Source organism: Streptomyces sp. NPDC032721, assembly GCF_055579625.1.
Genome location: NZ_JBVIMX010000004.1, coordinates 215499 through 239320, shown reverse-complemented (window position 1 = coordinate 239320; position 23822 = coordinate 215499). Strand labels below are relative to the sequence as shown.

General features: G+C 71.0%; 16 protein-coding genes. 7 read left to right on the top strand and 9 right to left on the bottom strand.

What is annotated here, in order from left to right:
• Window positions 1-5: 5 nt before the first annotated feature.
• Genes ACZ5PB_RS11295 through ACZ5PB_RS11285 form a run of 3 tightly spaced genes read right to left on the bottom strand, consistent with a single transcriptional unit; the run spans window position 6 to window position 2825 of the window.
• Window positions 6-917: an ABC transporter ATP-binding protein gene (locus tag ACZ5PB_RS11295; RefSeq protein WP_468689932.1), complete on the bottom strand. Its 912-nt coding sequence runs from the start codon at window positions 915-917 to the stop codon at window positions 6-8.
• Window positions 914-1816, bottom strand: coding sequence for an ABC transporter permease (locus ACZ5PB_RS11290; RefSeq protein ID WP_468689930.1), 903 nt, complete (start codon window positions 1814-1816; stop codon window positions 914-916). The genes ACZ5PB_RS11295 and ACZ5PB_RS11290 overlap by 4 nt, the downstream gene beginning before the upstream one ends.
• Window positions 1806-2825: an ABC transporter ATP-binding protein gene (locus ACZ5PB_RS11285; protein WP_468689928.1), complete on the bottom strand. Its 1020-nt coding sequence runs from the start codon at window positions 2823-2825 to the stop codon at window positions 1806-1808. Before ACZ5PB_RS11285 ends, ACZ5PB_RS11290 begins: the two co-directional genes overlap by 11 nt.
• A 274-nt stretch (window positions 2826-3099) precedes the next feature.
• On the opposite strand from ACZ5PB_RS11285, the gene ACZ5PB_RS11280 reads away from it, so the two are divergent.
• The 6 genes from ACZ5PB_RS11280 (at window position 3100) to ACZ5PB_RS11255 (ending at window position 9355) form a co-directional block, all read left to right on the top strand.
• Window positions 3100-3948, top strand: coding sequence for a M24 family metallopeptidase (locus ACZ5PB_RS11280; protein WP_468689926.1), 849 nt, complete (start codon window positions 3100-3102; stop codon window positions 3946-3948).
• A 2-nt stretch (window positions 3949-3950) separates the two neighbouring features.
• The gene (locus ACZ5PB_RS11275) at window positions 3951-5732 is read left to right on the top strand and encodes an SDR family oxidoreductase (protein ID WP_468690284.1); all 1782 of its coding nucleotides are present in this window, start codon (window positions 3951-3953) and stop codon (window positions 5730-5732) included.
• 17 nt (window positions 5733-5749) lie between these two features.
• Window positions 5750-6682 (top strand): metal-dependent hydrolase, encoded by a 933-nt coding sequence (locus ACZ5PB_RS11270; RefSeq protein WP_468690283.1) that lies wholly within the window; start codon window positions 5750-5752, stop codon window positions 6680-6682.
• Between the two features lie 28 nt (window positions 6683-6710).
• Window positions 6711-7727 (top strand): MerR family transcriptional regulator, encoded by a 1017-nt coding sequence (locus ACZ5PB_RS11265; RefSeq protein ID WP_468690281.1) that lies wholly within the window; start codon window positions 6711-6713, stop codon window positions 7725-7727.
• 135 nt (window positions 7728-7862) lie between these two features.
• Window positions 7863-8426, top strand: coding sequence for an RNA 2'-phosphotransferase (locus tag ACZ5PB_RS11260; RefSeq protein ID WP_468689924.1), 564 nt, complete (start codon window positions 7863-7865; stop codon window positions 8424-8426).
• Between the two features lie 23 nt (window positions 8427-8449).
• Complete coding sequence (locus ACZ5PB_RS11255; protein ID WP_468689922.1) at window positions 8450-9355, top strand: LLM class flavin-dependent oxidoreductase; 906 nt, start codon at window positions 8450-8452, stop codon at window positions 9353-9355.
• A gap of 151 nt (window positions 9356-9506) precedes the next feature.
• Here the strand turns inward: ACZ5PB_RS11255 and ACZ5PB_RS11250 are convergent, their stop codons facing one another.
• Both ACZ5PB_RS11250 and ACZ5PB_RS11245 read right to left on the bottom strand, forming a co-directional pair.
• Window positions 9507-12623: a tetratricopeptide repeat protein gene (locus tag ACZ5PB_RS11250; RefSeq protein WP_468689921.1), complete on the bottom strand. Its 3117-nt coding sequence runs from the start codon at window positions 12621-12623 to the stop codon at window positions 9507-9509.
• Window positions 12620-14566 (bottom strand): HSP90 family protein, encoded by a 1947-nt coding sequence (locus tag ACZ5PB_RS11245; protein ID WP_468689919.1) that lies wholly within the window; start codon window positions 14564-14566, stop codon window positions 12620-12622. The genes ACZ5PB_RS11250 and ACZ5PB_RS11245 overlap by 4 nt, the downstream gene beginning before the upstream one ends.
• A 268-nt stretch (window positions 14567-14834) precedes the next feature.
• Here ACZ5PB_RS11245 and ACZ5PB_RS11240 point away from each other — a divergent pair, with 268 nt between their 5' ends.
• Entirely contained in the window at window positions 14835-15740 is a 906-nt protein-coding gene (locus ACZ5PB_RS11240) for an HAD family hydrolase (protein WP_468689916.1), read from the top strand.
• 92 nt (window positions 15741-15832) lie between these two features.
• Here the strand turns inward: ACZ5PB_RS11240 and ACZ5PB_RS11235 are convergent, their stop codons facing one another.
• The 4 genes from ACZ5PB_RS11235 to ACZ5PB_RS11220 form a co-directional block, all read right to left on the bottom strand.
• A complete protein-coding gene (locus ACZ5PB_RS11235; RefSeq protein WP_468689914.1) occupies window positions 15833-17560 on the bottom strand; it encodes a GAF domain-containing sensor histidine kinase in 1728 nt (575 codons plus the stop codon).
• Between the two features lie 66 nt (window positions 17561-17626).
• Window positions 17627-21178 (bottom strand): thiol reductant ABC exporter subunit CydD, encoded by a 3552-nt coding sequence (gene cydD / locus ACZ5PB_RS11230; RefSeq protein ID WP_468689912.1) that lies wholly within the window; start codon window positions 21176-21178, stop codon window positions 17627-17629.
• A 60-nt stretch (window positions 21179-21238) separates the two neighbouring features.
• Window positions 21239-22240, bottom strand: coding sequence for a cytochrome d ubiquinol oxidase subunit II (gene cydB / locus ACZ5PB_RS11225; RefSeq protein WP_468689911.1), 1002 nt, complete (start codon window positions 22238-22240; stop codon window positions 21239-21241).
• A 16-nt stretch (window positions 22241-22256) separates the two neighbouring features.
• Window positions 22257-23765 carry a cytochrome ubiquinol oxidase subunit I gene (locus ACZ5PB_RS11220; RefSeq protein WP_468689909.1) on the bottom strand — a complete coding sequence of 503 codons (1509 nt, stop codon included), beginning with the start codon at window positions 23763-23765 and terminating at the stop codon, window positions 22257-22259.
• Window positions 23766-23822 lie beyond the last annotated feature (57 nt).

Genomic DNA, 23822 nt, shown 5'->3' with positions numbered 1-23822 from the left:
TCCTTTCAGGCCGTGACGAGGTAGGAGAAGACCGATTCGAGGGACTCGTCGGAGGGCTGCACCGTGAGCAGGCGGATGCCGTGCTCGCGGGCGACCTTCGGGAGCAGCTCGGTGAAGCGGCCGAAGTCGACGGCCTGGATGCGCAGTGCCCGCTCCGTGTAGTCCAGTTCGATGCCGGCTGTGGAGCCGTCGGCGATCAGGGCGGCGGCCAGGGCGCGGTCGTCGCTGGAGCGTACGAGGTAGCGGTGCGGTCGGTCCGTCATCAGCCGGCGGATCTTGCGGAAGTCGCCGGAGGCCGCGTGCCGTCCGGCCACGATCACCTCGATGTGCGAGGCGAGCTGCTCGACCTCCTCCAGGATGTGCGAGGAGAAGAGCACCGTGCGGCCCTCGTCGCCCATCCGCCGCAGCAGCTCCATCAGCTGCATGCGCTGACGCGGGTCCATGCCGTTGAACGGCTCGTCGAGCAGGAGCACCGACGGGTTGTGGACCAGGGCGGACGCCATCTTCACGCGCTGGCGCATGCCCTTGCTGTACGTGGAGATCTTGCGGTCCTGGGCGTACTCCATCTCGACCGTGGCGAGCGCCTTCTGTGCGGCGGCCGCGTCCAGGCCGTGCAGCTCGGCGTTGGCGACGACGAATTCGCGGCCGGTGAGGAAGTCGTACATCGCCTCCCGCTCGGGGACGACACCGACGTCCTTGTAGATGCCCTCGTTGCGCCAGATCTGCCGGCCGTCGAGGGTGACGGTGCCGTTGGAGGGGGCGAGGAAGCCGCCCATCATGTTGATCAGGGTGGACTTCCCGGCGCCGTTGGGGCCGAGGAGGCCGGTCACGCCGGGGCCGATGCTCATGGTCACGTCGTTGACCGCGACCACGTTCCCGAACCAGCGGGACGCCTTGGTGATGTCGATCGTGGTCACAGCCCGACCTTCCGGTAGCGGCGCATCAGGACGGCGTACGAACCGGCGATGAGCGTAAGGACGACCAGCAGATAGACAACGCCGGCTCCCGCGCCCGGTCCGCTCGCGCCGGGGAAGGCGGAGGTGGCGCCGAGGAACGCGGTCTGGACGCCGTCGATGAGGGTGATGGGCGAGAAGAGGCCGAGCCAGGAGACCGCGCCCTGCGCGCCCTGGTCCCAGGCGATGGCCTGGACGGTGGAGACGGCACCGTACGTGATGGTCAGCAGGGCGATCACGGCGGCGACGCCGAAGCCCCGGCGCGGGGTGAGCGCGGCCATCACCAGGCCGAGGCCGGCGAACAGGACGGACAGCAGTGCCACGGACACCATCCCCTGGAGGTAGCCCTTGCTCTGGGTGGCGAAGTCGAGCTCCGCCAGCAGCGACCCGATGTAGAGGACCGTCACCGGGATCGCCGTGAGGACGAAGAGCGCGGAGGCCATCGCCGCGTACTTCGCCAGTACGTAGTCGCCGCGCTCGATGGGGCGGGAGAAGTACAGCGGCACCGTCTTGAAGCGCAGGTCACGGGAGACGGACTGCGGTGCCTGGGCGGCGAGGAACAGTCCGATGATGCCCTGCGTGACGATCGCGTAGCGGGTGTACTCCAGGGGGAGGTTCTGCATCTTGGTCGCGACGGCGACCGCGACGATGATGCCCGCGGGCAGGCACATCACCGCGAAGAGGATCATCGGCAGCACCTTGGACTTGGCGCTGCGGCCGAGGCCGAAGGCGCCGCGCAGGGACTGCGAGTAGAGCGACCGGCGGGCGTAGGCGCGGCCGAGCCTGGGGCCGTCGTACTTGCGGTAGCCGATGTTGTGGATACGCGTCGGGTCGGCGCCCGGCGGGGTGAGTTCAGTTGCCATCGTGGCCGCCTCCCTTCTGCTGTGCGAGCTGTGCCTGTGGCGGCTGCTGTACCTGTTGCTGCTGGTCCTGTTGCTGCTGGTCCGTACGGAAGACCTCGGCGATGTGGTGGCGGCGCTGTTCCATCCGGACCAGGCCGATGCCGAGGTCGGCGACGGTGTCACGGACCAGGTCGTACGTCGCTTCGCCCTCGCCCTCGACGAGGAGGATGTGGCCGGCGCCCGGCAGCCCCTCCTCCTCGGCGGCCTGCAGCTTCGCGCCCGCCGCGGTGAGCGCCTCGCGCAACGCGCGCGTGCCGTCGGGGTGGGTGTCGGAGTCGGTGACCTCGACCGCGAGGGTCGTGGTGGTCTGGGTGAAGTCACTGGTCGAACTGGACCGCAGCAGCGCGCCGCCGTCGATGACGACGACGTGGTCGCAGGTGCGCTCCAGCTCGCCCAGGAGGTGCGAGGTGACCAGGACCGAGATCCCGAAGTCGGTGTAGACGCGGCGGATCAGGCCGAGCATCTCGTCACGGCCGACCGGGTCGAGGCCGTTGGTCGGCTCGTCGAGGAGGACCAGCTGCGGGTCGTGGACCAGCGCCTGGGCCAGCTTCACCCGCTGCTTCATACCGGTCGAGTAGCCGCCGATGGGCCGGTAGCGCTCCTCGTAGAGGCCGACGTGGCGCAGCGTGTCCGCGGTGCGCTCGCGCGCGGCGGTGGGCGGCAGCCCGGACATCCGTGCCATGTGGACGACGAACTCGGTGGCCGAGACGTCCGGTGGCAGGCAGTCGTGCTCGGGCATGTACCCCACGCGCTCGCGGATCTCGCCGCCGCTCGTGGCGACGTCGAGGCCGAGCACCGCGGCCCGGCCCTCCGTGGCGGGGGACAGACCCAGCAGGATCTTGATCAAGGTGGACTTGCCGGCTCCGTTGGCACCCACCAGGCCCGTTACTCCGGGTCCGATGTCCAGCGAGAGCCGGTCAAGCGCGGTCACCCGGGGGAACCGCTTCGAGAGGCTTTCAGTCGCGATCACAGTCACACCTCGAAGGTAGTGGCGCAGACCACATCGGACGTCAGCCCAGGCGGTTGTTCCTGCCTACGTCTCTGGTCGTACGAGCCCGTAGGGGAGACCCGTACCAGAGGTTGAGCGCAGGGGTGGAGCGGACGGCCGCGGTCCGCCCGTGGGTGGATTGCGCGGAGTTATCCACAGGGTGTTGTCCACACCCCTTGACGCAGCCGCCGAGCATTGTCACATTCATCAGTGTCAAGTTACGGACGCGTACCGCTACACGGGACGGACGGGTGGCATGACCTCAGCAGTGATGGGCGAACTCACCGCGGAACTGCGGGGGTTCAGAGAAGTGCAGCGACTGGCGTACGAGTGCGCCGAAGCTGTCGCGGCGCAGCTCAAGCCGGGTGTGACCGAGCGCGAGGCGGCCCGGATGCAGCGGGTGTGGCTGCGGGAGCGCGGGGTGCGCGACTGGTTCCACCTGCCGTTCGCGTGGTTCGGGGACCGCACGGCCTTCACGGACTTCCGGATACCGCTCCAGTTCTTCCCGACCAACCGGCGGCTGGAGGCGGGGATGCCCTTCATCCTCGACATGGCGCCGGTCCACCAGGGCTTCACGGCCGACGTCGGGTACTCGGGGTGCCTGGGGCTCAACCCGGTGCACGACAAGCTGCTGGCCGACCTGGAGGCGCACCGGACGCTGATCCTCACCGAGGTGCGCGAGCGCCGGCCGCTGCGGGAGACGTACGAGAGCGTCGAGCGGCTGATGGTGCGCCAGGGGTACGCCAACCGGCACCGCGCGTACCCCTTCGGCGTCATCGCCCACAAGATCGACCGGGTGAAGGAGCGGGCCTGGTCGCCCAAGGTGTTCGGGTTCGGGACCCAGGCACTGAAGGGGCTGGCGTCGGACGCGCTGCACGGGCACCGGGACGGCTGGTCGCCGCTGTGGAGCCCGTACAAGTTCTCCGACCATCCGCCGAAGCCGGGCCTGTGGGCGGTGGAACCGCACCTCGGATTCCGGGGTACGGGCGCGAAGTTCGAGGAGATCCTGGTGGTCACCGACTCCAAGGACCCCGAACAGAGCGCGTTCTGGCTGGACGACGATCTGCCGCACGTGCGGCGCTGGGCCGAGGAGAAGGCGGCATGACGATGGGGACGACCGGGCTGGAAGGGGCGCGTGAGCGCCGGGTGCGGACCGGCGGGATCGAGCTGTGCGTCGCCGAGCTGGGCGACGAGGCGCAGCCGACCGTACTGCTCGTGCACGGCTATCCGGACAGCAAGGAGGTGTGGTCCGAGGTCGCGCGGCGGCTGGCGGAGCGCTTCCACGTGGTGCTGTACGACGTGCGCGGGCACGGCAGGTCGTCGGCGCCCAGGCCATTGCGCGGCGGGTTCACGCTGGAGAAGCTGACCGACGACTTCCTGGCGGTGGCGGACGCGGTCAGTCCGGACCGTCCCGTGCACTTGGTGGGGCACGACTGGGGTTCGGTGCAGGGCTGGGAGTTCGCGACGGTCCGGCGGACGGAGGGGCGGATCGCGTCCTTCACCACCATGTCGGGTCCCTCGCTCGACCACTTCGGGCACTGGATCAAGAAGCGGATGTCCCGGCCGACCCCTCGGCGCACCGCCCAGCTCATCGACCAGGGCATCAAGTCCTGGTACGTGTACATGCTGCACACGCCGGTGCTGCCGGAGCTGGCCTGGCGCGGGCCGCTCGGCAAGCGGTGGCCGAAGCTGCTCCAGCGGGTCGAGAAGATCCCGGCCGGCGGCGACTACCCGACCCCGTCACTGCCGCAGGACGCCGCGCACGGCGCCTGGCTCTACCGGGACAACGTACGCGCCCGGCTGGGCAGGCCCAGGGCCGACGCGTACGCCCACGTACCCGTGCAGCTGATCACGCCGACCGGCGACGTCTTCCTCTCCCAGCGGCTGTACGACGACCTGGAGCAGTGGGCCCCGCAGCTGATACGCCGCACCCTGCCCGCCAAGCACTGGGTGCCGCGCACCCGTCCCGACCAGCTCGCCGCGTGGATCTCCGAGTTCGTCACGGCGAACGAGGACAGTGCGGCCGGGGTGGCGCCGCGCGCGTCGGCGGCTTCGGGGAAGTACGCCGACCGGTTCGGCGGGCAGCTGGTGCTGGTGACCGGGGCGGCCAGCGGGATCGGCCGGGCGACCGCCTTCGCGTTCGCCGAGGCGGGCGCGCGGATCGTCGCCGTGGACCGGGACGCGGAGGGGGCGTCGCGGACCGCCGAACTGGCCCGGCTGATCGGGGCGCCGGACGCCTGGCCGGAGGTCGTCGACGTCAGTGACGGCGAGGCGATGGAGAAGCTGGCGGAGAAGGTGGCCGCCGACTACGGCATCGTGGACGTCCTGGTCAACAACGCCGGGATCGGCATGTCCGGTTCGTTCATGAACACCTCGCCGGAGGACTGGAAGAAGGTCCTCGACGTCAATCTGTGGGGCGTCATCCACGGCTGCCGCACCTTCGGCCGTCAGATGGCCGAGCGCGGGCAGGGCGGCCACATCGTCAACACCGCCTCGGCCGCCGCGTACCAGCCGTCGAAGGCGCTCCCCGCGTACGGCACCTCGAAGGCGGCGGTACTGATGCTCAGCGAGTGCCTGCGCGCCGAACTGGCCGGACAGGGCATCGGCGTCAGCGCCATCTGCCCCGGCCTGATCAACACCAACATCACCGCCACCTCCCGCTTCACCGGGGTGTCGGAGGAGGAGGAGAAGCGCAAGCAGAAGCGGTCGTCACGGCTGTACGGGCTGCGCAACTACCCACCGGAGAAGGTCGCCGAGGCCGTACTGCGCTCCGTGGTGAAGAACCAGGCGGTGGTTCCGGTGACGCCGGAGGCGCGCGGCGCCCACCTGATGTCCCGGTTCACACCGAAGGCACTGCGCGCGATCGCCCGATTGGAGCCGCCGTTGTGAGCGGTACGGAGGACGAGGTGAGCGGATCGGAGAACGAGCGGAGCTACGAGCAGGGTTACGTCATCGCACCCCGCCGGGTCTCCTTCGACTGGCACGGGACGCCGTTGCACTGGATACCGGAGGAGCCGACCGCCACCCATGTGATCAATGTGCTGCACCTGCTGCTGCCTGCCGGTGAGCGCTGGTTCGTACGGGTCTTCAAGGAGGCGCTGCCGCTGGTCCGCGACCCCGAACTTCTCAAGCAGGTCAAGGGGTTCATGGGGCAGGAGGCCACGCACAGCGTGCAGCACAGTTATGTGCTGGACCACCTGGCCGACCAGGAGCTGGACACCGCCGCGTACACCCGGCACGTGGACTTCCTCTTCGAGAAACTCCTCGGCGAGAGCCCGCCGTTCGGGGCGCCGGTCCCGGCCCAGGAGTGGCTGCGGTTCCGGCTGTCCGTGGTGGCGGCGATCGAGCAGTTCACGGCGGTGCTCGGGGACTGGGTGCTGGGCGCGGAGGGCCTGGACCAGGCGGAGCCGGACGCGGTGATGCTCGATCTGCTGCGCTGGCACGGCGCGGAGGAGGTCGAACACCGGGCGGTGGCCTTCGACATGTACCAGCACTGCGGCGGCGAGGGCCTGCCCCGGTACGCCCGCCGGATCGAGGGCATGGTCGTGGTCGCCCCGGTGATGCTGTGGCTGTGGGCGTGGGGCGCCTCGTACCTGATACGGCACGACCCGCAGCTCGCGGGGCGGCTGCGCTACTCCTTGCGGGAGCACAACAAGGCGGTCGCGAAGGGACTGTTGCCCACCTGGCGCGAGCTGGGCGCGGCGATACCCCGCTACTTCCGGCGGTCGTACCATCCCTCGCAGGAAGGCTCGCTGCGCCGGGCAGTCGAGTACCTGTCGACCTCTCCAGCGGCGCGCGCCGCGGCGGGGGCGGTGGGCAGGGCGGCACTGCGGCCCTGAGCCCGTGGAAGGTGGGGAGCCAATGAGCATGTCCGGTCGGCCCGCGGACGCCGAGTACCGGATCGAGGACCTGGCGCATCTCAGCGGCGCCACGGTCCGTACGATCCGCGCCTACCAGGACCGCGGGCTGCTCCCGAAACCCGAGCGGCGCGGCCGGTCCAATGTGTACGGGGACCCGCACCTGGCCCGGCTGCGGCAGATCGCCGACCTCCTGGAGCGCGGCTACACCCTGGCCAGCATCAAGGAGCTGCTGGAGGCGTGGGACGCGGGCCGGGGGCTCGGCGGGGTGCTGGGCCTGGCCGCGGAGGTGGGCGGACCGTGGACCGACGAGGAGCCCGGCCGGATCTCCCGTACCGAACTGGACGAGCGGTTCGGCGGCCGGTCCGACGACGCGGCGGTGGCGGACGCCGTCGAACTGGGCGTGCTGGAAAGGGTTCCGGGCCGGGAGGACGAATTCCTGGTGCCTTCGCCGCAGGAACTGGCGGTGGCCGCCGAGCTGTACGCGGCCGGGGTTCCGCTGAAGGCGATCTCGGGCCATCTGTGGGAACTGCGCGGGCAGGTCGAGCACATCGCCGCGCGATTCCTGGAATTCACCACGGAACACGTCTTCGCCCGTTATCTGGAACACCGGCCGCCGACCGACTCGGACGCGGCGGAGGCGGCAGCTCTCGTACGACGGCTGCGCCCGCTCGCGCAGCAGAGTGTGGACGCCGAACTCGCGCGGGCGATGCGGCTGTTCGCGACCCGGCATTTGCAGCAGCACCTCGGCGCGGTGGCGGTGCACGGACCTGCGGCGGAGGTCGAAGAGGTCGTTTCGGGGCCCGTGGCGGAGCCGGAACCGGAGCGGCGTACTTCGGGCGCTTCGGGCTCTTCGGAATCGGTCGCACTTCCGACAGGAACGACTTCCGCTGTCAGGGCGTTGGTTGGGGAAGAGAATGTCGCGGCTTTCATCGCTGCGGCTGCCGAACGGGAGGTCCAAGCAAGGACCTTGGACTCCCTTGTTCCAACAGAACTCAATCGTGAGAAAGTTGACGAACTACCCTAAATCGGGCGGGAGTTATCCACAGGTCATTCATTTCCCCTGTGGAAAAGGGATCTTGGCTGTGGATGACGGCGAACTGCCCGGCTGCGAGCGGGAATTCAGATGCGGTGTGCGCCCGGATTCCGCGACCCTGGCGGAATGAATGAACACCGCATCGTGAAGGTGTCGAAGTACCTCTCGAAACATCTGCGACATCAGCCCGAGCGCCTCGGCATCACCCTCGACGAGAACGGCTGGGTCGAGATCGACACCCTGCTCCGGGCCGCCGGGGAGCACGGCTTCCGCATCAGCCGCGACGAGCTGGACCACGTCGTCGCCACCAACGACAAGAAGCGCTTCGCCGTACGGGACGACGACCCCGACCGGGGCGCCCTGATCCGCGCCAGCCAGGGCCACTCCGTCGACGTCGACCTGGCCCTGCCGCCGGCCGAGCCGCCCGCGTACCTCTTCCACGGCACCCACCCCCGCGCCGTGGCGGCGATCCGCGCCGAAGGGCTGCGCCCGATGAACCGACACGACGTCCATCTGTCGCCCGACCGGGAGACCGCCAGCCGGGTCGGGGCCCGCCGGGGCCGCCCGGTGATCCTGTCCGTGGACGCCGGGGCGATGCACCGGGCCGGCCATGTCTTCCGGGTCAGCGCCAACGGGGTGTGGCTCACGGCGCACGTCCCGGTGCCGTTCGTGCGGTTCCCGGGAGCCTGAGCAGGCCCCGTAGAGTCGGCCCCATGCGTCTGAGCACTGTGATTCTGCCCGTCCGCCGCTGGCACGAGGGCGGCAAGGAGGTGTGGCAGCGCGCAGAGGAGCTGGGCTTCCACACCGCGTACACCTACGACCACCTCTCGTGGCGGGTGCCGTTCCGCGAGGGCCCCTGGTTCGGGGCGCTGCCGACCCTGACGGCCGCCGCGTCCGCCACCGAGCGGCTGCGACTGGGCACCCTGGTCACCTCCCCCAACTTCCGCCACCCCGTGACCCTCGCCAAGGAACTGATCTCGCTCGACGACATCAGCAACGGGCGCGTCACCCTGGGCATCGGCGCGGGCAGCGCGGGCGGGTTCGACGCGACGGCGCTGGCGCCGCAGGGCGCCGAGCCGTGGACGCCGCGCGAGCGGGCGGACCGGTTCGCCGAGTTCGTCCCCCTGCTCGACCGGCTGCTGAGCGAGGACGCCGTCTCGTACGACGGGAAGTTCTGGTCGGCGGGCGACGTACGGAACATCCCCGGCTGCGTGCAGCGGCCGAGGCTGCCGTTCGCGGTGGCGGCGACCGGGCCGCGCGGGCTCAAGCTGGCCGCGGCGCACGGGCAGGCCTGGGTCACCACCGGCGACCCCAAGCTGTTCGCCGACGGCACCCCCGACCAGTCCCTGGAGGCGATCCGCGGGCAGATCGCCAAGCTGGGTACGGCATGTGAGGCGATCGGCCGCGACCCCCGGGAGCTGGGCAAGACCCTGCTGACCGGGTTCACCCCGGACCGGCCGCTGGAGTCCCTCGACGCGTTCGTGGACTTCGCGGGCCGCCACGCGGAGCTGGGCATCGACGAGGTCGTACTGCACTGGCCGATCGCGGACACCCAGTTCGCGGCGGACGAGAAGGTCTTCGAGCAGATCGCGCAGGAGGGGCTCGCGCAGTTGAAGTGACGGGTGGTGGGGGAGGGGCGTAGGGGGCGCTGGGGATCCGGCGTGGGGGAGACGGGTGCGATGACCCTTTCTCCCCCTCTCCCCCTTCTCTCCCGTCTCCCCCCTTCGCCCCGGCCCCTCCCCGCCGGACCCGTCAGCGTCAGCGGCCGTCTCAGCCGTACTGCTCCAGTCGCTGTTCCATCTGGGCCAGCACGCCCGCCGCCGCCTGCGACTCCGCCGACATCGACTCCGGCCCCGGCTCCGACCCCGACCCCGACTCGGCTGCCGCCGACTCCTTCACCAGGACCGCCAGCTCCGCTACGTAGTCAGCGAGCACCATCCGCCCCTCGTCCACCCGGTCGAGCCCCTTCAGGGTCCAGGCTGCCCGCAGCACGCAGGCCGACCGCTCGTTCAGCTCCGCGACGCCGAACTCGCGCAGCGCCTCCGCTGCCCGCCGGCTCAGCCCGACGACCTGTTCCGCACCGCTGTCCGCATCGCCGTCCCTGTCGTCGTCCCTGTCGTCGTCCGCGTCGCTGTTGTAGAACAACTGCGCCTGCTGCGACCAGGTGCGGGCCCGCTCCAGCCGGTGCTCGGGATCGTCGTCGACGAGTACGGCGAGGGCCCGTTCCATCAACTCCCGCGCCCTGTCGAGGTCCTGGCCGATCTCTTCGCCCTCGTCGTCGTACTCCTCCTCGGCCGCCAGCCAGGCCAGGGCGCGCAGCGCCCGTACGTGGCCGAAGGTGTCACCGGCCTCCTGCCAGAGCTCGGCGGCCCGCACGTATGCCTGCTCGGCCTGCTGCTCCAGCCCCTCCTCGCCCGCCAGACACTCCCCGGCCAGCATCGCCAGCCGGGCCTTCGCCGCCGCGTTCTCCCAGTCCTTGGCGGTCTCGGCGGCAAGCAGGTACTGCTCGGCCGCCGCCTTTCCGTCACCGAGCTGCCGCAGCAGGTGCCCGAGCACGTCGCGGGCGCGTACGGCCTGTTCCTCGCCGTGCTCCAGCAGGTCGGGCAGCGCCGACTCAAGGATCTCGGCCGCTTCCGCCACCCGGTCGCTCTCGCCGTACGCCTGGGCCAGGATCAGCCGCGCGTACGCCCCCGCCCCAGCGCTGTCGCCCGCCGCGTCGAACCAGTGCGCCGCCTCCAGCGCGTACGTCGCGGCCTCGACCTCCTTGCCGTCCTGCCGGTACAGCGCCTCCGCCAACGCCAGCCGCACGCCGCCCAGTTCGTCGGCGTCGGTGACCTCGGCGGAGCATTCGAGCGCCGTACGGGCGGTCTCCTCCGCCTCCGGGAGCCGGCCGAGCATCATGCGCAGCCTGGCCAGCCGGGTCAGGGGGTCCACCGCGTGCCACGGCCGGCCCCCGTCCTGGTTGCGGCGGGCCGCGGAGGCGAGCAGCGAGTCCGCGCGGTCCCACTCCTGCGCCTGCGTCGCCGCCTGCGCGAGGGCCTCCTCGGCCTCCGCGAGCAGGTCGGACACCTGCTGCGGGTCCCCCGCGCCCGTCACGGAACCACCCGCTCCGTACCGCGCGACGAAGTCCGCCATCGCCGCCAGGAACCGCTCCTCGGCCTCCACATCGTGCCCGGCGCCGTGCCCGCTCGCAGCCCCAGCCCCGGACCCAGCCCCGGACCCAGGCCCGTGCGCATGGGCCCGCTGCGCCGCGAACGCCTCCAGCTTGATCCGCGTCAGCTCCAGCGTCGCCCGTCGCCGCCCCTCCAGCGGGTCGCCGTCGGGTATCTCCTCCACCAGCGCCTCCGCCGCGTCGAGCGCGGCCCGGATGTCCTCGTCCGGCGCACCCTCCTGCGCGGCGGCGACGGCGATCCGGGTCCCGTTGAGCGCGGCCCTGCCGGGGTCGCCCACCGCGACGAAAGCGGCCACGACCGACCCGAAGAGCGCCCGCGCGGTACCGTCCGCGACCTGCTCCCCGCCCGCCCTGCCGATCCCGATCGCCCGGTGCTCCAGCAGTTCGGCATCCAGCAGCGGATCCCCCGCCCCACCGCTCTCCCCGGCCAGAACTCCGATCCGGTCCCACAGCGCGTCGGCCGACGGATGCCCGCCCGACCTCAACTCACGCGCCTTCACCGCCAGTTCTCGTACGTCGACACTCGCATGCTCCGCAGGAACCACACCCTCCACAGCCACCGAAGCAGCAGGGGTCGCAGGAGCCACAGGGGCTACAACCCCCACCCGTACCCCCAGCGGCAACGCCTCCACCAGCGGCCGCTGCCCGAGCCGCGAGGCCAGCCGCGCCGAGCTGGCCCCGGTCCCGTTGCGCGCGTCGAAGCGGGCGGTGAGCGCGGTCACCTCGGCGAGCAGCATCCCGTGCAGCTCACCGACCGTACGGGACGCGCCCTGGTACGGGGCCGCGGGAAGCGCCCCGTACCCCCGCTCCATCAGCCGTCCCAGCAGCACCAGAGCACCGCCGCCGAAGCCCAGCTGGGCGTCCGAGTCGTTGAGCGGACCGAGGTGCCGCGCATGCTCGGCGAGGATCTCCAGGCCCCGCGCCTCGTTGCCGGTCAGCGCGCAGAACTCGATGTGGTGCCCGATGCTGCGCAGCAGGCTCTCGTTGCCCTTCGCCATCCGGTAGCCGCGCAGGTGGTACGCCCTGGCCTCGTCGAGGCGCCCGAGCCGGACCAGCGGAACCAGTGCCTCCGCGAGGACCCGGTGCGGCTCCTCCGCGCAGACGTGCTCGCCGCCGAGTACGGGTGCCCAGGCGGCGAGCGCCTTCTCGTCCTGCTCCCGGCGCGCCCAGTAGCCGCCCTGCTCGTTGAGCTCGCAGGCGTGGCAGTCGCTCATCTCGTCGCGGTCCGCCGACGTCCAGGCCTTCAGCGCACGGTCGGCGGCCTCGTCGTCGCCGATCTCGTACGCCAGGTAGTACTCGGACTGGCGCACCGCACGCGCGCTGTACCCGGCCACCGCGTACCTGCGGCCCATCTCCTCGACCCACTGCCGGATCGACGACAGGGGGATGTCCGGCAGGTCGAGCATGCCGCTGCTGACCCACTTGAACCGCCAGTGCAGGCTCTGCACGTCCCACTGGTCGAAGCCGGACGGGTCGCGGTCCCACTCCTGGAGCAGCCGCGCGAAGGGCACGATCAGCTTGCCGCGCTCGGTGCTGAACTCGTACGCGTCGATGAGGTTGAACAGGGCGAGCCGGACCAGCTCGGCATCGTGCAACTGCTCGGCGGCGGCGAGGAGTTCCTCGGCGCGGGAGTTGCGGACGGCCCCGTTCGGGGACTGGCGGTTCTCCCAGATCGCCTGCCGGATCTCCTCGGGAGAGGTCGCGGGGGTGCTCACTTGCCGTCCTCCTCGGCGCTCTTGTCGGTGTTCTTGTCGCTGCTCTTGTCGCTGCTCTTGTCGGTGTTCTTCTTCGCGTCCGTACCGACGACCGGGTGGGTCGCCCACTCCAGCAGCCCCAGGAAGGCGCGGTTGAGCAGCGAGGTGTCGACCGGGCGCAGCGGGCGCTGCGACATCAGCAGTGCCTGCCCGTACAGCGACTCCACCGCCGTGCCCGCCAGCTCGGCGTCGGGTATCGCCGAAACTTTCCTGACGAGGGGGTTGTTGTGGTTGAGGACGAGCCGGGCGCGCGGCACCGAACCGCGCAGCGCGCCGAGGATGCCGGTCCACAGGTCGTCCGCCCCGGCCTCGGCGTCCGCCCGATCCCGCTCGTGCCGGGCCTGCCTGTCGTCGAGGAACAGTGCGGGCAGCGTCACCGGCTGGAACCCGCGCAGTACGACGTCGCAGCCGAGCGGGTCGAGGCGGGTCCTGGCGGTGGCCAGGAAGGACGCGAGCGCCAGCTCCTGCTGGGGCGCCACCGGGTCCAGGTGCGCGGTGACCGCCCCGGCATCGAGCTCGGCGACCCGCACTCCCGCCCGTATCCGGGGCAGCATCTCAACCAGTTCGGCGTCGTACGTGTAGCCGCCGTTGACCACTCCCAGGCCGTGCGCGGCGGCGATCGGGGCGACCTGGCGGAACTCCTCGACGGTGCGCGTGAAGTGGATCTCGGGGTGGGCGCGGGCGAACTCGTCCAGCGTGAGCCGGCCGTCGCTGGTCTCGAACGGCAGCCAGGGCAGCATCAGTTCCAGCAGCTCGGCGTCGTGCCGGGCGAGGGACTTCACGCCCAGGTGGTGCACGGCCAGGAACGCCGCGAGCCGGTCCGGGTCCCCCGCCGCCAGCTCCGCCAGCCACTCCCGTACGCGCACGCCCAGCGCTTCCCGTACGGCGTCCAGGGTCTCGTCGTCGTACAGGTTCTCGCGGGACGCGGTGGGCCGCAGGGTGTCGGTGTCGAGGACGGCGCGGACGAAGAACGCCCAGTCGGGGAGGAGGTTGTCCGCCCTGTCGGTGAGCAGCATGCCCTTGAGGTAGACCCGGTGGGCGGCGTGATGGGCCGGGCTGGTGGCCGTCGGCAGGACGTACGCCACCCCGCGCACACCCGCCACCGGCAGGTCCAGGTCGATGCTGTCGAGCGGGGTGAAACCGAAGGTCTGCGCACAGTGCCCGGCCAGCGCGACCCGGCGGGCGGTCGGCGTCGGGTGCGCCCGGTCCCAGACGGCGGGCCGGTCCGTGACCGGGCGCTCCGTACCGTCGGGGCCGCTGAAGGTGACGTCGTACGGCAGCAACGAGCCGAAGTCCCGCGCCAGTTCCTCGACGCGCGCGGCGGCCGTCCACTCCTCGGCGCCGGGGCGCGGCTCCAGGTGGACGGTGGTGCCGGGCTCGGCACGGGCGTCGTCGGGCAGCGTGCGTACGGTGTACGAACCGTCGTCGGTGGCCAGCCACTCCACGGGCGGCGCGTCCGGCGTGCGGGCCGAACGGGAGACGACGCGGATCTGCCGGGCCACCACGAAGCAGGCGAGCAGCCCGATGCCGAACTGGCCGAGGAACTCCCGGCGGGCGCCCTCCAGCCCGTCCCGCTTGGAGCTGCGACCGATGGTGGCGAGGAGGGTGTGCACCTCGTCGGAGGTGAGGCCGATGCCGCTGTCCTCGATGGTCACGGCGCCTTCGGCGGTGGCGCGCAGCCGGATGCGGACGGGGGCCTCGGGGTCGTGGCCCCGGCGGGCGGTGGAGGCGTCCACCGCGTTCTGCAGGAGCTCGCGGACGTAGACGCGGGGGCTGGAGTAGAGGTGGTGGGAGAGCAGGTCGACGAGACCGCGGAGGTCGACCTGGAAGGTGTTGACCTCGGGATCGAGGCCCTCCTCCCTGGGCTGGTCCGTCGGCGTACGGGGATGCGAATTCGGGTTCACCAAGAATCACCTCGCGTGTGTGGGCGGCTGCGTGGGCTCGGACGAATCGCTGGGTCCCCCCTGACGAATCGCGACGGCCGTCCGGCCCATGCCGCCGGCCGCAACACGCGGGGCAGGACCCGGAATTGATTCACATCGTAGGTCGGGGCACTGACAATCCCCCAGGGAATTCCGCCCGACCCCGGGCCTCCCCATCAGCCGGAACACCTCACTCCACAGATGTGCACCCTTTCGCACGTCCGTGCACTTCATACGGGAAGATGAGTCGATGACCTCAGCTACCGACCCTCGCTCCCGCCCGGCCGCGGCCTCCGGCACCGTCCCCGACACCGGCCTCGGCACGGCCCCCGGTACCGCCGTCGCACCCCGGCTGATCGCCACGGACCTGGACGGCACCCTCCTGCGGGACGACAAGTCCGTCTCGGCGCGCACCGTCGCCGCCCTGGCCGCCGCCGAGAAGGCCGGCATCGAGGTCTTCTTCGTCACCGGCCGCCCGGCCCGCTGGATGGACGTGGTCAGCGAGCACGTGCACGGCCACGGCCTGGCGATCTGTGCGAACGGAGCCGCCGTCGTCGACCTGCACGCGGGCGGCCGGCTGATCGAGGTGTACCCCCTGGAGCGCGCGTCCGCCGCAGCCGCAGTGGCCGCACTGCGTGCCGCCGTGCCCGGCACCTCCTTCGCCGTGGAGCTGACCACCGGCATCCACTACGAGCCGGAGTACCCGCCCTTCCAGTTCGACCCGGCCGCGGGTATCGGCACCGCCGAGGAACTGCTGCAGGAGGAGAACCCGGGCAGCAGCGACCCGGTGCTCAAGCTGCTGGCGCACCACCCGACGATCACCCCGGACGACTTCCTGGACCTGGCCAGGTCCGCCGTCGGCGACCTCGGCTCGGTCACCCGCTCCAGCCCGACCGCCCTCCTGGAGATCAGCGGCACCGGAGTCTCCAAGGCGAGCACCCTGGCCCGCTGCTGCGCCGAGCGCGGCATCGCGTCGGAGGAGGTCGTCGCCTTCGGTGACATGCCGAACGACATCGAGATGCTGGCCTGGGCAGGCCGCTCGTACGCGATGGGCAACGCCCACCCGGCGGTCGTGGCCGCCGCCTCCGGACGTACGGTCGCCAACAACGAGGACGGCGTCGCGGTCGTCATCGAGCGCATCCTCGCCGGCGAATAGGCGGGCAGGCGCACAGCAACCCGGCCCGGTAAGGGGTGGCCTCCCGGAGCCCACCCCTTACTCACCTGGCACCTCCTGATGCCCGCACCCGGCTACAACGGCGCCTCCCACACCACCGTCGTCCCGCCGCCCCCCTCGTCCAGCCCCGGCCCGTACGCGCTGGAACCGCCCAGCGCCTCCGCCCTCCGGCGCAGGTTCCGCAGCCCGCTGCGCCGGCCGCCCTCGGGAATGCCCACCCCGTCGTCCGCGACGGTGAGCCGGACCGCGCGTTCCCCGTCGGGCAGGGCCACGGTGGCGTCCACGACGACCTCGATCCGGGTGGCCTCCGCGTGCCGGAAGGCGTTCGACAGCGCCTCGCGCAGCGCTGCGATCAGGTTCTTGCCGGTCAGTTCGCCGACGAGCGCGTCCACCGGACCGACGAAGCGGTGCGCGGGCTTGAAGCCCAGCGGCACCGCCGCCATGTTGATCTCCCGCAGCACCCGGGTCCGTAGCCCGGACGGGGCCTCGGCGGGCCCCTGCTGGAGCGCGAAGATCGCCGTGCGGATCTCCTGGATCGTCACGTCCAGCTCGTCGACCGCCTTGCCGACGCCCGTCTGCACCTCCGGCACCACCGACCTGCGCTGGGCGCTCTCCAGCATCATCCCCGTCGCGAACAGCCGCTGGATGACGAGGTCGTGCAGGTCACGGGCGATCCGGTCGCGGTCCTCGTAGACCGCGAGGCGTTCCCGGTCGCGCTGCGACTCGGCCATCATCAGCGCCAGTGCCGCCTGCGAGGCGAACTGGGTGGCCAGGGTCCGCTCGGCCTCGGTGAAGGGCTTGCTGCCGCGCTCCCGAGGGGTGGCGAGTGCACCCATCACCCGGCCGCCGCTGTGCAGCGGCAGCAGCATGCTCGGCCCGTACTGACCGGACATGTCCGTGATCATGCGCGGATCGGTGGCGGAGTCGCTCACGAACACCGATTCGCCCCCGAGCAGCAGGCCCACGATCGGGCTCTCCGCCGGAACGATCTTGCCCAGCGAATCCCCGGGATTGTCCGCGGAGACCGCCGCGATCTCCAGACCGCCCTCGTCGGCGGGCAGGAGCACCATCCCGGCCGCCGAGTCCGCCAGCCGCCTGGCCTGCTCGGCGACCACGGAGAGGGCATCGTCCACATCGCCGCCGGAGAGCAGCGCGGTGGTCACCGCCACCGACCCGTCGATCCACCGCTCGCGCTGGCGCGCGGCCTCGTACAGCCGGGCGTTGCCGATGGCGATGCCGGCCTCGGTGGCCAGCACTCGCAGCATGTGCAGGTCGTAGTCGTTGAACTCCTCCCCGCCGCGCTTCTCGGCGAGATAGAGATTGCCGAAGATCTTGCCCTGCACCTTGATCGGTACACCGAGGAAGGTGCGCATCGGCGGATGGTGCGGCGGAAAGCCCTCGAATCTGGCGTCCGCTGTCAGATCCGCGAGCCGCACCGGTTCGGGGTTCTGGATCAGCGCCCCGAGCAGACCCTTGTGCCCTCCCGGCAGCTTCCCGATGGCCGCTGCCTCCGTCTTGGTCACGCCGTACGTCACGAAGTCGGAGAGCCCGTCGCCCTCGTCGTCGACGACCCCGATGGCGGCGAACCGGGCACCGGCGAGCTCGGCCGCGGTCTCGCAGATCCGGTCCAGGGTGGAGTGCAGCTCAAGACCGGTGCCCACCGACCGCATGGCCTCCAGCAGCTGCGGCACGCGCGCGGTGAGCTCGGTCGACAGACCCTGGAGGCTGCGGGTGGCCTCGGTCGCGGCGACGAGAGCGTCCTGTGGTGAATCGGGGGAGGCCGGGTCCTGCTGCACTGACATGCCCTTGAGACTAGTAAGTCCTATTTAAAGGGGAAAGTCGACCAGCTGGCGTTTGCCCGTTTTACGCTACCCGACCGGTTCCGCCGCCCTCTCCCGCTCCAGCATCCGCCGCAGCGCCCCGTCCTCCGAGGCCAGCGCCGCGAACGCCCCGCGCTGCACGACCCTTCCCCCGTCGAGCACTACTACCTCGTCCACCGCTCCCAGCCCCTGCAACCGGTGTGTGATCAGCACCGTCGTCCGTCCCTCGGTGGCGGCGAGGAGATCGGCCGTCAGGGCGTCCGCGGTCGCCAGGTCCAGGTGCTCGGCCGGTTCGTCCAGTACGAGTACGGGGAAGTCGGCCAGCAGCGCCCTGGCCAGCGCGAGCCGCTGGCGCTGCCCACCGGACAGCCGCACCGCGTGCTCACCCACGAGCGTGTCCAGTCCGTCCGGCAGCGCCTCGACCCACTCGCGCAGCCGGGCCCGGCCCAGTGCCTCCAGCAGTTCGTCGTCCTGCGCACCGGTCCTGGCCAGCCGCAGGTTCTCCCGTACGGAACTGTCGAAGAGGTGCGCGTCCTGCGCGCACAGCCCGACCGCCCGGCGCACGTCGTCACCGTCGAGCGAATCGGCGGCCACCCCACCGATCGTGTAGGTGCCCGCTCCCGCGTCCAGGAACCGCAGCAGCACCTGCGCGAGGGTGGTCTTGCCCGCCCCGCTCGTCCCGACGACCGCGATCCGCTTGCCCGCCTCCAGCGTCAGGTCGACCCCGGCCAGGGCATCCCGCTCCTGCCCCGCGTACCGCGCGGACAGCCCCCGTACCTCCACCGGGAAGAGCACCTCGGGCAGCTGCCCCGGCGTCTCCGGCTCCCGTACGGGAAGCGGCGCGTCCAGCACCTCGTACACCCGCTCCGCACTGCGCCGGACCCGCTGCCGGTACTGGACCGCCAACGTCATCCCGGTCACCGCCTCGAAAGCGGCCAGCGGCGTCAGCACCACCACGGCCAACTGCACCCCGGCCAGCCGCCCGTCGGCCACCGCCTGCGCCCCGGCCCACGCGGCCCCGACCACGGTCAGCCCGCACACCAGCGCCGACAGCCCACCGCCGAGCGCGGTCGCCGACGCACCCCGCGAGGCGATCCCGGTCAGCACGCCGTCCGCCTCCCGTACGGCAGCGATACGGCGCCGGAGCGCCCCCGCCACCGTCAGCTCGCCCACCCCGCCGAGCAGGTCCGCCACCCGTACGGCCAGCTCACCGCGCGCCGGAGCCAGTTGCCGCTCCGCCCGCCGCGACGCGGCACCGCTCACCAGCGGCACCGCCACCCCGGCGAGGAACAGCCCCACGGCCAGTACCGCCCCGGCCTCGGGCAGCATCCAGGCCGTGAACCCGACGGAAGCCACGCTCACCACGACGGCCGCTCCCGCCGGAAGCGCCCACCGCAGCCAGTAGTCCTGCAACGCGTCCACATCGGCGACCAGCCGGGACAGCAGGTCTCCGCGCCTGGTCCGGCGCAGTCCGGCGGGCGCGATGCGCTCCAGCCGCCGGTAGACGGCGACGCGCATATCGGCGAGCATCCGCAGCACCGCATCGTGCGAGACGAGCCGCTCCGCGTACCGGAACACGGCCCGCCCGATACCGAAGGCCCTGGTCGCAGTGACCGCCACCATCAGATAGAGCACCGGCGGCTGCTCCGAGGCCCGGGAGATCAGCCAGCCGGACACCGCCATGAGCCCCACGGCCGACGCCAGCGCCAGACTCCCCAGCAGCAGCGCCAGACCGAGCCGCCCGCGCTGGCTTCCCGCGTCCTGCCGCACCCGGCCCAGCACCCCGCCGCGTGTTTCACGTGAAACACCGTCGGCCCGCACCTCGGCGCCCGGCGTCCCGGCCAAAGGCACCTCGGCGCCCAGCTCCCCGGCGTCCAGCACCTCGGCATCCAGCACCTCGGACTCCCGCAGCCCGGAGACCGGCGCCTCTCCGCCCTGCGAAGGCACCGCGGTTCCAGGAGCAGCCCCGGCCTCGTTCAGCCGCACCACCCGGTCCGCCACCGCCAGCAGTGCCGGCCGGTGCACGACCAGCACCACGGTCCGCCCCACCGCCAGCCTCCGTACCGCCTCGACGATTCCCGCCTCGGTCTCGCCGTCCAGCGAGGCCGTCGGCTCGTCGAGCAGCAGCACGGGACGGTCGGCGAGGAACGCCCGTGCCAGCGCCAGCCGTTGCCGCTGTCCGGCGGAGATCCCGGCCCCGTCCTCCCCGAGCAGGGTCTCCACGCCCTGCGGCAGCGCCGCCACGAAGTCGTACGCCCCGGCGTCCCGCAGTGCCTCCAGCACCGCCGCGTCATCGGCCTCGGGCCGCGCCAGCCGTACGTTCTCGGCGACCGACCCGGCGAACAGGTGCGGCCGCTGCGGCACCCACGCCACGCGCTCCCGCCACTTCTCCAGGGACACGTCCGCCAGGTCGGTGTCCCCGACCAGCACCCGCCCCTCGGCCAGCGGCACGAACCCCAGCAGGGCGTTCAGCAGCGTCGACTTCCCGACCCCGCTCGGTCCGACCAGGGCGACCGTCTCGCCCTCCGCGACCTCCAGCGAGGCCGCTTCCAACGAGGCAGCGGTACGCCCTTCGTGCCGTACGGTCACCCGCTCCACGCGCAGCGCGCAGGAGTCGGGCAGCTCCCCCGAACCGCCCTCGGGCAGCCCGGTCTCCAGCACCTCGAAGATCTCCTCGGCGGCCGACAGTCCCTCGGCCGCCGCGTGGTACTGCGCCCCGACCTGGCGCAGCGGCAGATATGCCTCCGGGGCCAGGATCAGGATGACCAGTCCGGTGTACAGGTCGAGTTCGCCGTGCACGAGCCGCATGCCGATGGTGACCGCGACGAGCGCCACCGAAAGCGTCGCCAGCAGTTCCAGCGCGAACGAGGACAGGAACGCGATCCGCAGCGTCCGCATGGTGGCCTGCCGGTACTCGGCGGTGATGGCCCGGATCGACTCGGCCTGCGCCTTGGCCCTGCCGAACACCTTGAGCGTCGGCAGCCCTGCGACCACGTCGAGGAAGTGCCCGGACAGCCGCGACAGCAGCTTCCACTGGCGGTCCATCCGGGCCTGGGTGGCCCACCCGATGAGGATCATGAAGACGGGGATCAGCGGCAGGGTCACCACGATGATCGCCGCGGACACCCAGTCCTCGGTCACGATCCGCGCGAGCACTGCCACGGGGACGACGATCGCGAGCCCCAACTGCGGCAGATAGCGCGAGAAGTAGTCGTCCAGCGCATCGACGCCCCGGGTGGCCAGCGCGATCAGCGAACCGACCCGCTGCCCGCCGAGCCAGCCGGGTCCCAGCCCGGCCGCCCGCTCCAGCAGCCGCCCCCGCAGTTCGGACTTGACCGCCGCGCTCGCCCGGTGGGCGGCCAGTTCGGTCAGCCAGGCCACCAGGGCCCGGCCGGCCGCCACCGCCACCAGCAGGAGCAGCGGCGTCCGCAGCCCGCCGGAGTCCATCCCCTTCTGGAAGGCCCCGACCACCACCTCGGCGATGAGCATCGCCTGGGCGACGACCAGACCCGCGCCTGCGAATCCGAGGACCACCACCGCTCCGAGGAAGAAGCGGGTGGCCCGGGCGTACCGGAGCAGACGCGGGTCGATCGGTTTCACGTGAAACATCCCCCACTACAGGACGGGCAGGACCTCAACGCACTATCTCAGTGCGTCTCCTCAGTGCGCATCGGCGATGTGCTGTGTGCCGATCCGCTTCCTGAAGACCCAGTACGTCCACCCCTGGTACAGCAGCACCACCGGAGTCGCGATCCCGGCGCACCAGGTCATGATCTTCAGTGTGTACGGGCTGGACGAGGCGTTGGTGACCGTGAGGTTCCAGGCCTCGTTCAGCGAGGACGGCATGACGTTCGGGAAGAGCGTCAGGAAGAGCATGGCGACCGCGGCCGCGATGGTCACACCCGACAGCGCGAACGACCAGCCCTCGCGGCCCGCCGCGATCAGCGCGATGGCCGCGACCAGCGCGAGTGCCGCGACGATCATCGCGATCAGGCTGGTGACGTCACCGTTCTCGATCTGGGTCCAGATCAGGAAGACGAGTGCCAGGACGGCGGTCACGGCGCCCAGCACCACCGCCAGCTTCCTTGCCCGCACCCGGATGTCACCCACCGTCTTGAGCGCGGTGAAGACCGTGCCGTGGAAGGTGAACAGGGTGAGCGTGACCAGACCGCCCAGCAGGGCGTACGGGTTGAGCAGGTCGAAGAAGTTCCCGACGTACTCCATGTCCCGGTCGATCTTCACGCCCCGCACGATGTTCGCGAAGGCCACGCCCCACAGGAAGGCCGGCACCAGGGAGCTCCAGAAGAGCACGTGCTCCCAGTTGGTCTGCCAGCGTTCCCCGGAGCGCTTGTGCCGGTACTCGAAGGCGACCACCCGGACGATCAGGCAGAGCAGGATGATCAGCAGCGGCAGGTAGAAGCCGCTGAACAGGGTGGCGTACCACTCGGGGAAGGCCGCGAAGGTCGCACCGCCCGCGGTGAGCAGCCAGACCTCGTTGCCGTCCCAGACCGGGCCGATGGTGTTGATGAGAACCCGGCGCTCCTTGCGGTCGCGCGCGAGCAGCTTGGTGAGAACGCCGACCCCGAAGTCGAAGCCTTCGAGGAAGAAGTAGCCGATCCACAGAACGGCGATCAGGACGAACCAGACGTCGTGGAGTTGCATGGTGATCTCTCCTCCCTCAGTACGAGAAGGCCATGGGGCGGTCGGCGTCCTTGCCGTCCCCGCCGATCTTGGTGGGCGGGTTGAGGTCGTTCTCGTCGAGTTCCGGCGGACCGGCCTTGACGTACTTCACCAGCAGCCTGACCTCGACCACGGCGAGGATCGCGTACAGCGAGGTGAAGGCGATCATCGAGGTGAGTACCTCACCCTGCGAGACACCGGGGGAGACGGCGGCGGAGGTCTTCAGAACACCGAAGACGACCCAGGGCTGACGGCCCATCTCGGTGAAGATCCAGCCCCACGAGTTGGCGATCAGCGGGAAGAGCATGGTCCACAGCGCGACGATCCAGTACGCCGAGGCGAGTCGCGGACTGAGTGCCTTCTTCCGGAACAGCACCAGGTTCGGCACTTCGTCCTCACCGGTCCGCAGCCCCGGTGGCAGCAGGAACTTCTTCCGGGTCAGCCACAGGCCGAGGAGCCCGAGCCCGAAGGACGCCATGCCGAAGCCGATCATCCAGCGGAAGCTCCAGTAGGCGACCGGGATGTTGGGCCGGTAGTCGCCGGGCCCGTACTTCTCCTGCGCGGCCTTGTTGAGCTCGTTGATGCCCGGGACGTACTCGGTGAAGTTGTTGTGGGCGAGGAAGGACAGTATTCCGGGGATCTCGATGGCGACCCGGTTGTGGCCCTTGTCGACGTCGCCGACCGCGAACACCGAGAACGGTGCGGGTGCCTCGCCCTCCCAGAGGGCTTCGGCGGCCGACATCTTCATCGGCTGCTGCTCGTACATGACCTTGCCGAGCGTGTCCCCGCTGACCGCGGTCATCAGACCGGCGATCACCACGGTGACCAGGCCGAGCCGCAGCGAGGTGCGCATCACCGGGATGTGCTTCTTGCGCGCCAGGTGGAAGGCGGCGATCCCGACCAGGAACGCGCCGCCGACCAGGAAGGCCGCGGTGATGGTGTGGAAGAACTGGGTGAGCGCGGTGTCCTGGGTGAGGACCTTCCAGAAGTCGGTGAGCTCGGCCCGGCCGCGCTCCTCGTTGATCCGGTAGCCGGTCGGGTGCTGCATCCAGGAGTTGGCCGCCAGGATGAAGTACGCGGAGAGGATCGTGCCGATCGAGACCAGCCACATGCAGGCGCAGTGGATCTTCTTGGGCAGCTTGTCCCAGCCGAAGATCCACAGTCCGATGAAGGTGGACTCGAAGAAGAACGCGATCAGGGCCTCGAAGGCCAGTGGCGCTCCGAAGATGTCACCGACGAACCGCGAGTAGTCGGACCAGTTCATGCCGAACTGGAATTCCTGCACGATGCCCGTCGCGACGCCCATCGCGATGTTGATCAGGAAGAGCTTGCCCCAGAACTTCGTCGCCTTGAGGTACTTCTCTTTGCCCGTCCGTACCCACGCCGTCTCCAGTCCGGCGACCAGCGCCGCGAGCGAGATCGTCAGAGGGACGAAAAGGAAGTGATAGACGGTGGTGATACCGAACTGCCATCGCGCCAGGGTCTCCGGCGCCAGAGCCAGGTCCACGTCGTCCTCTCCTTACGTCGCCGTTTTCATCGGCAGTTTGCCCCTTAAATCCCACAA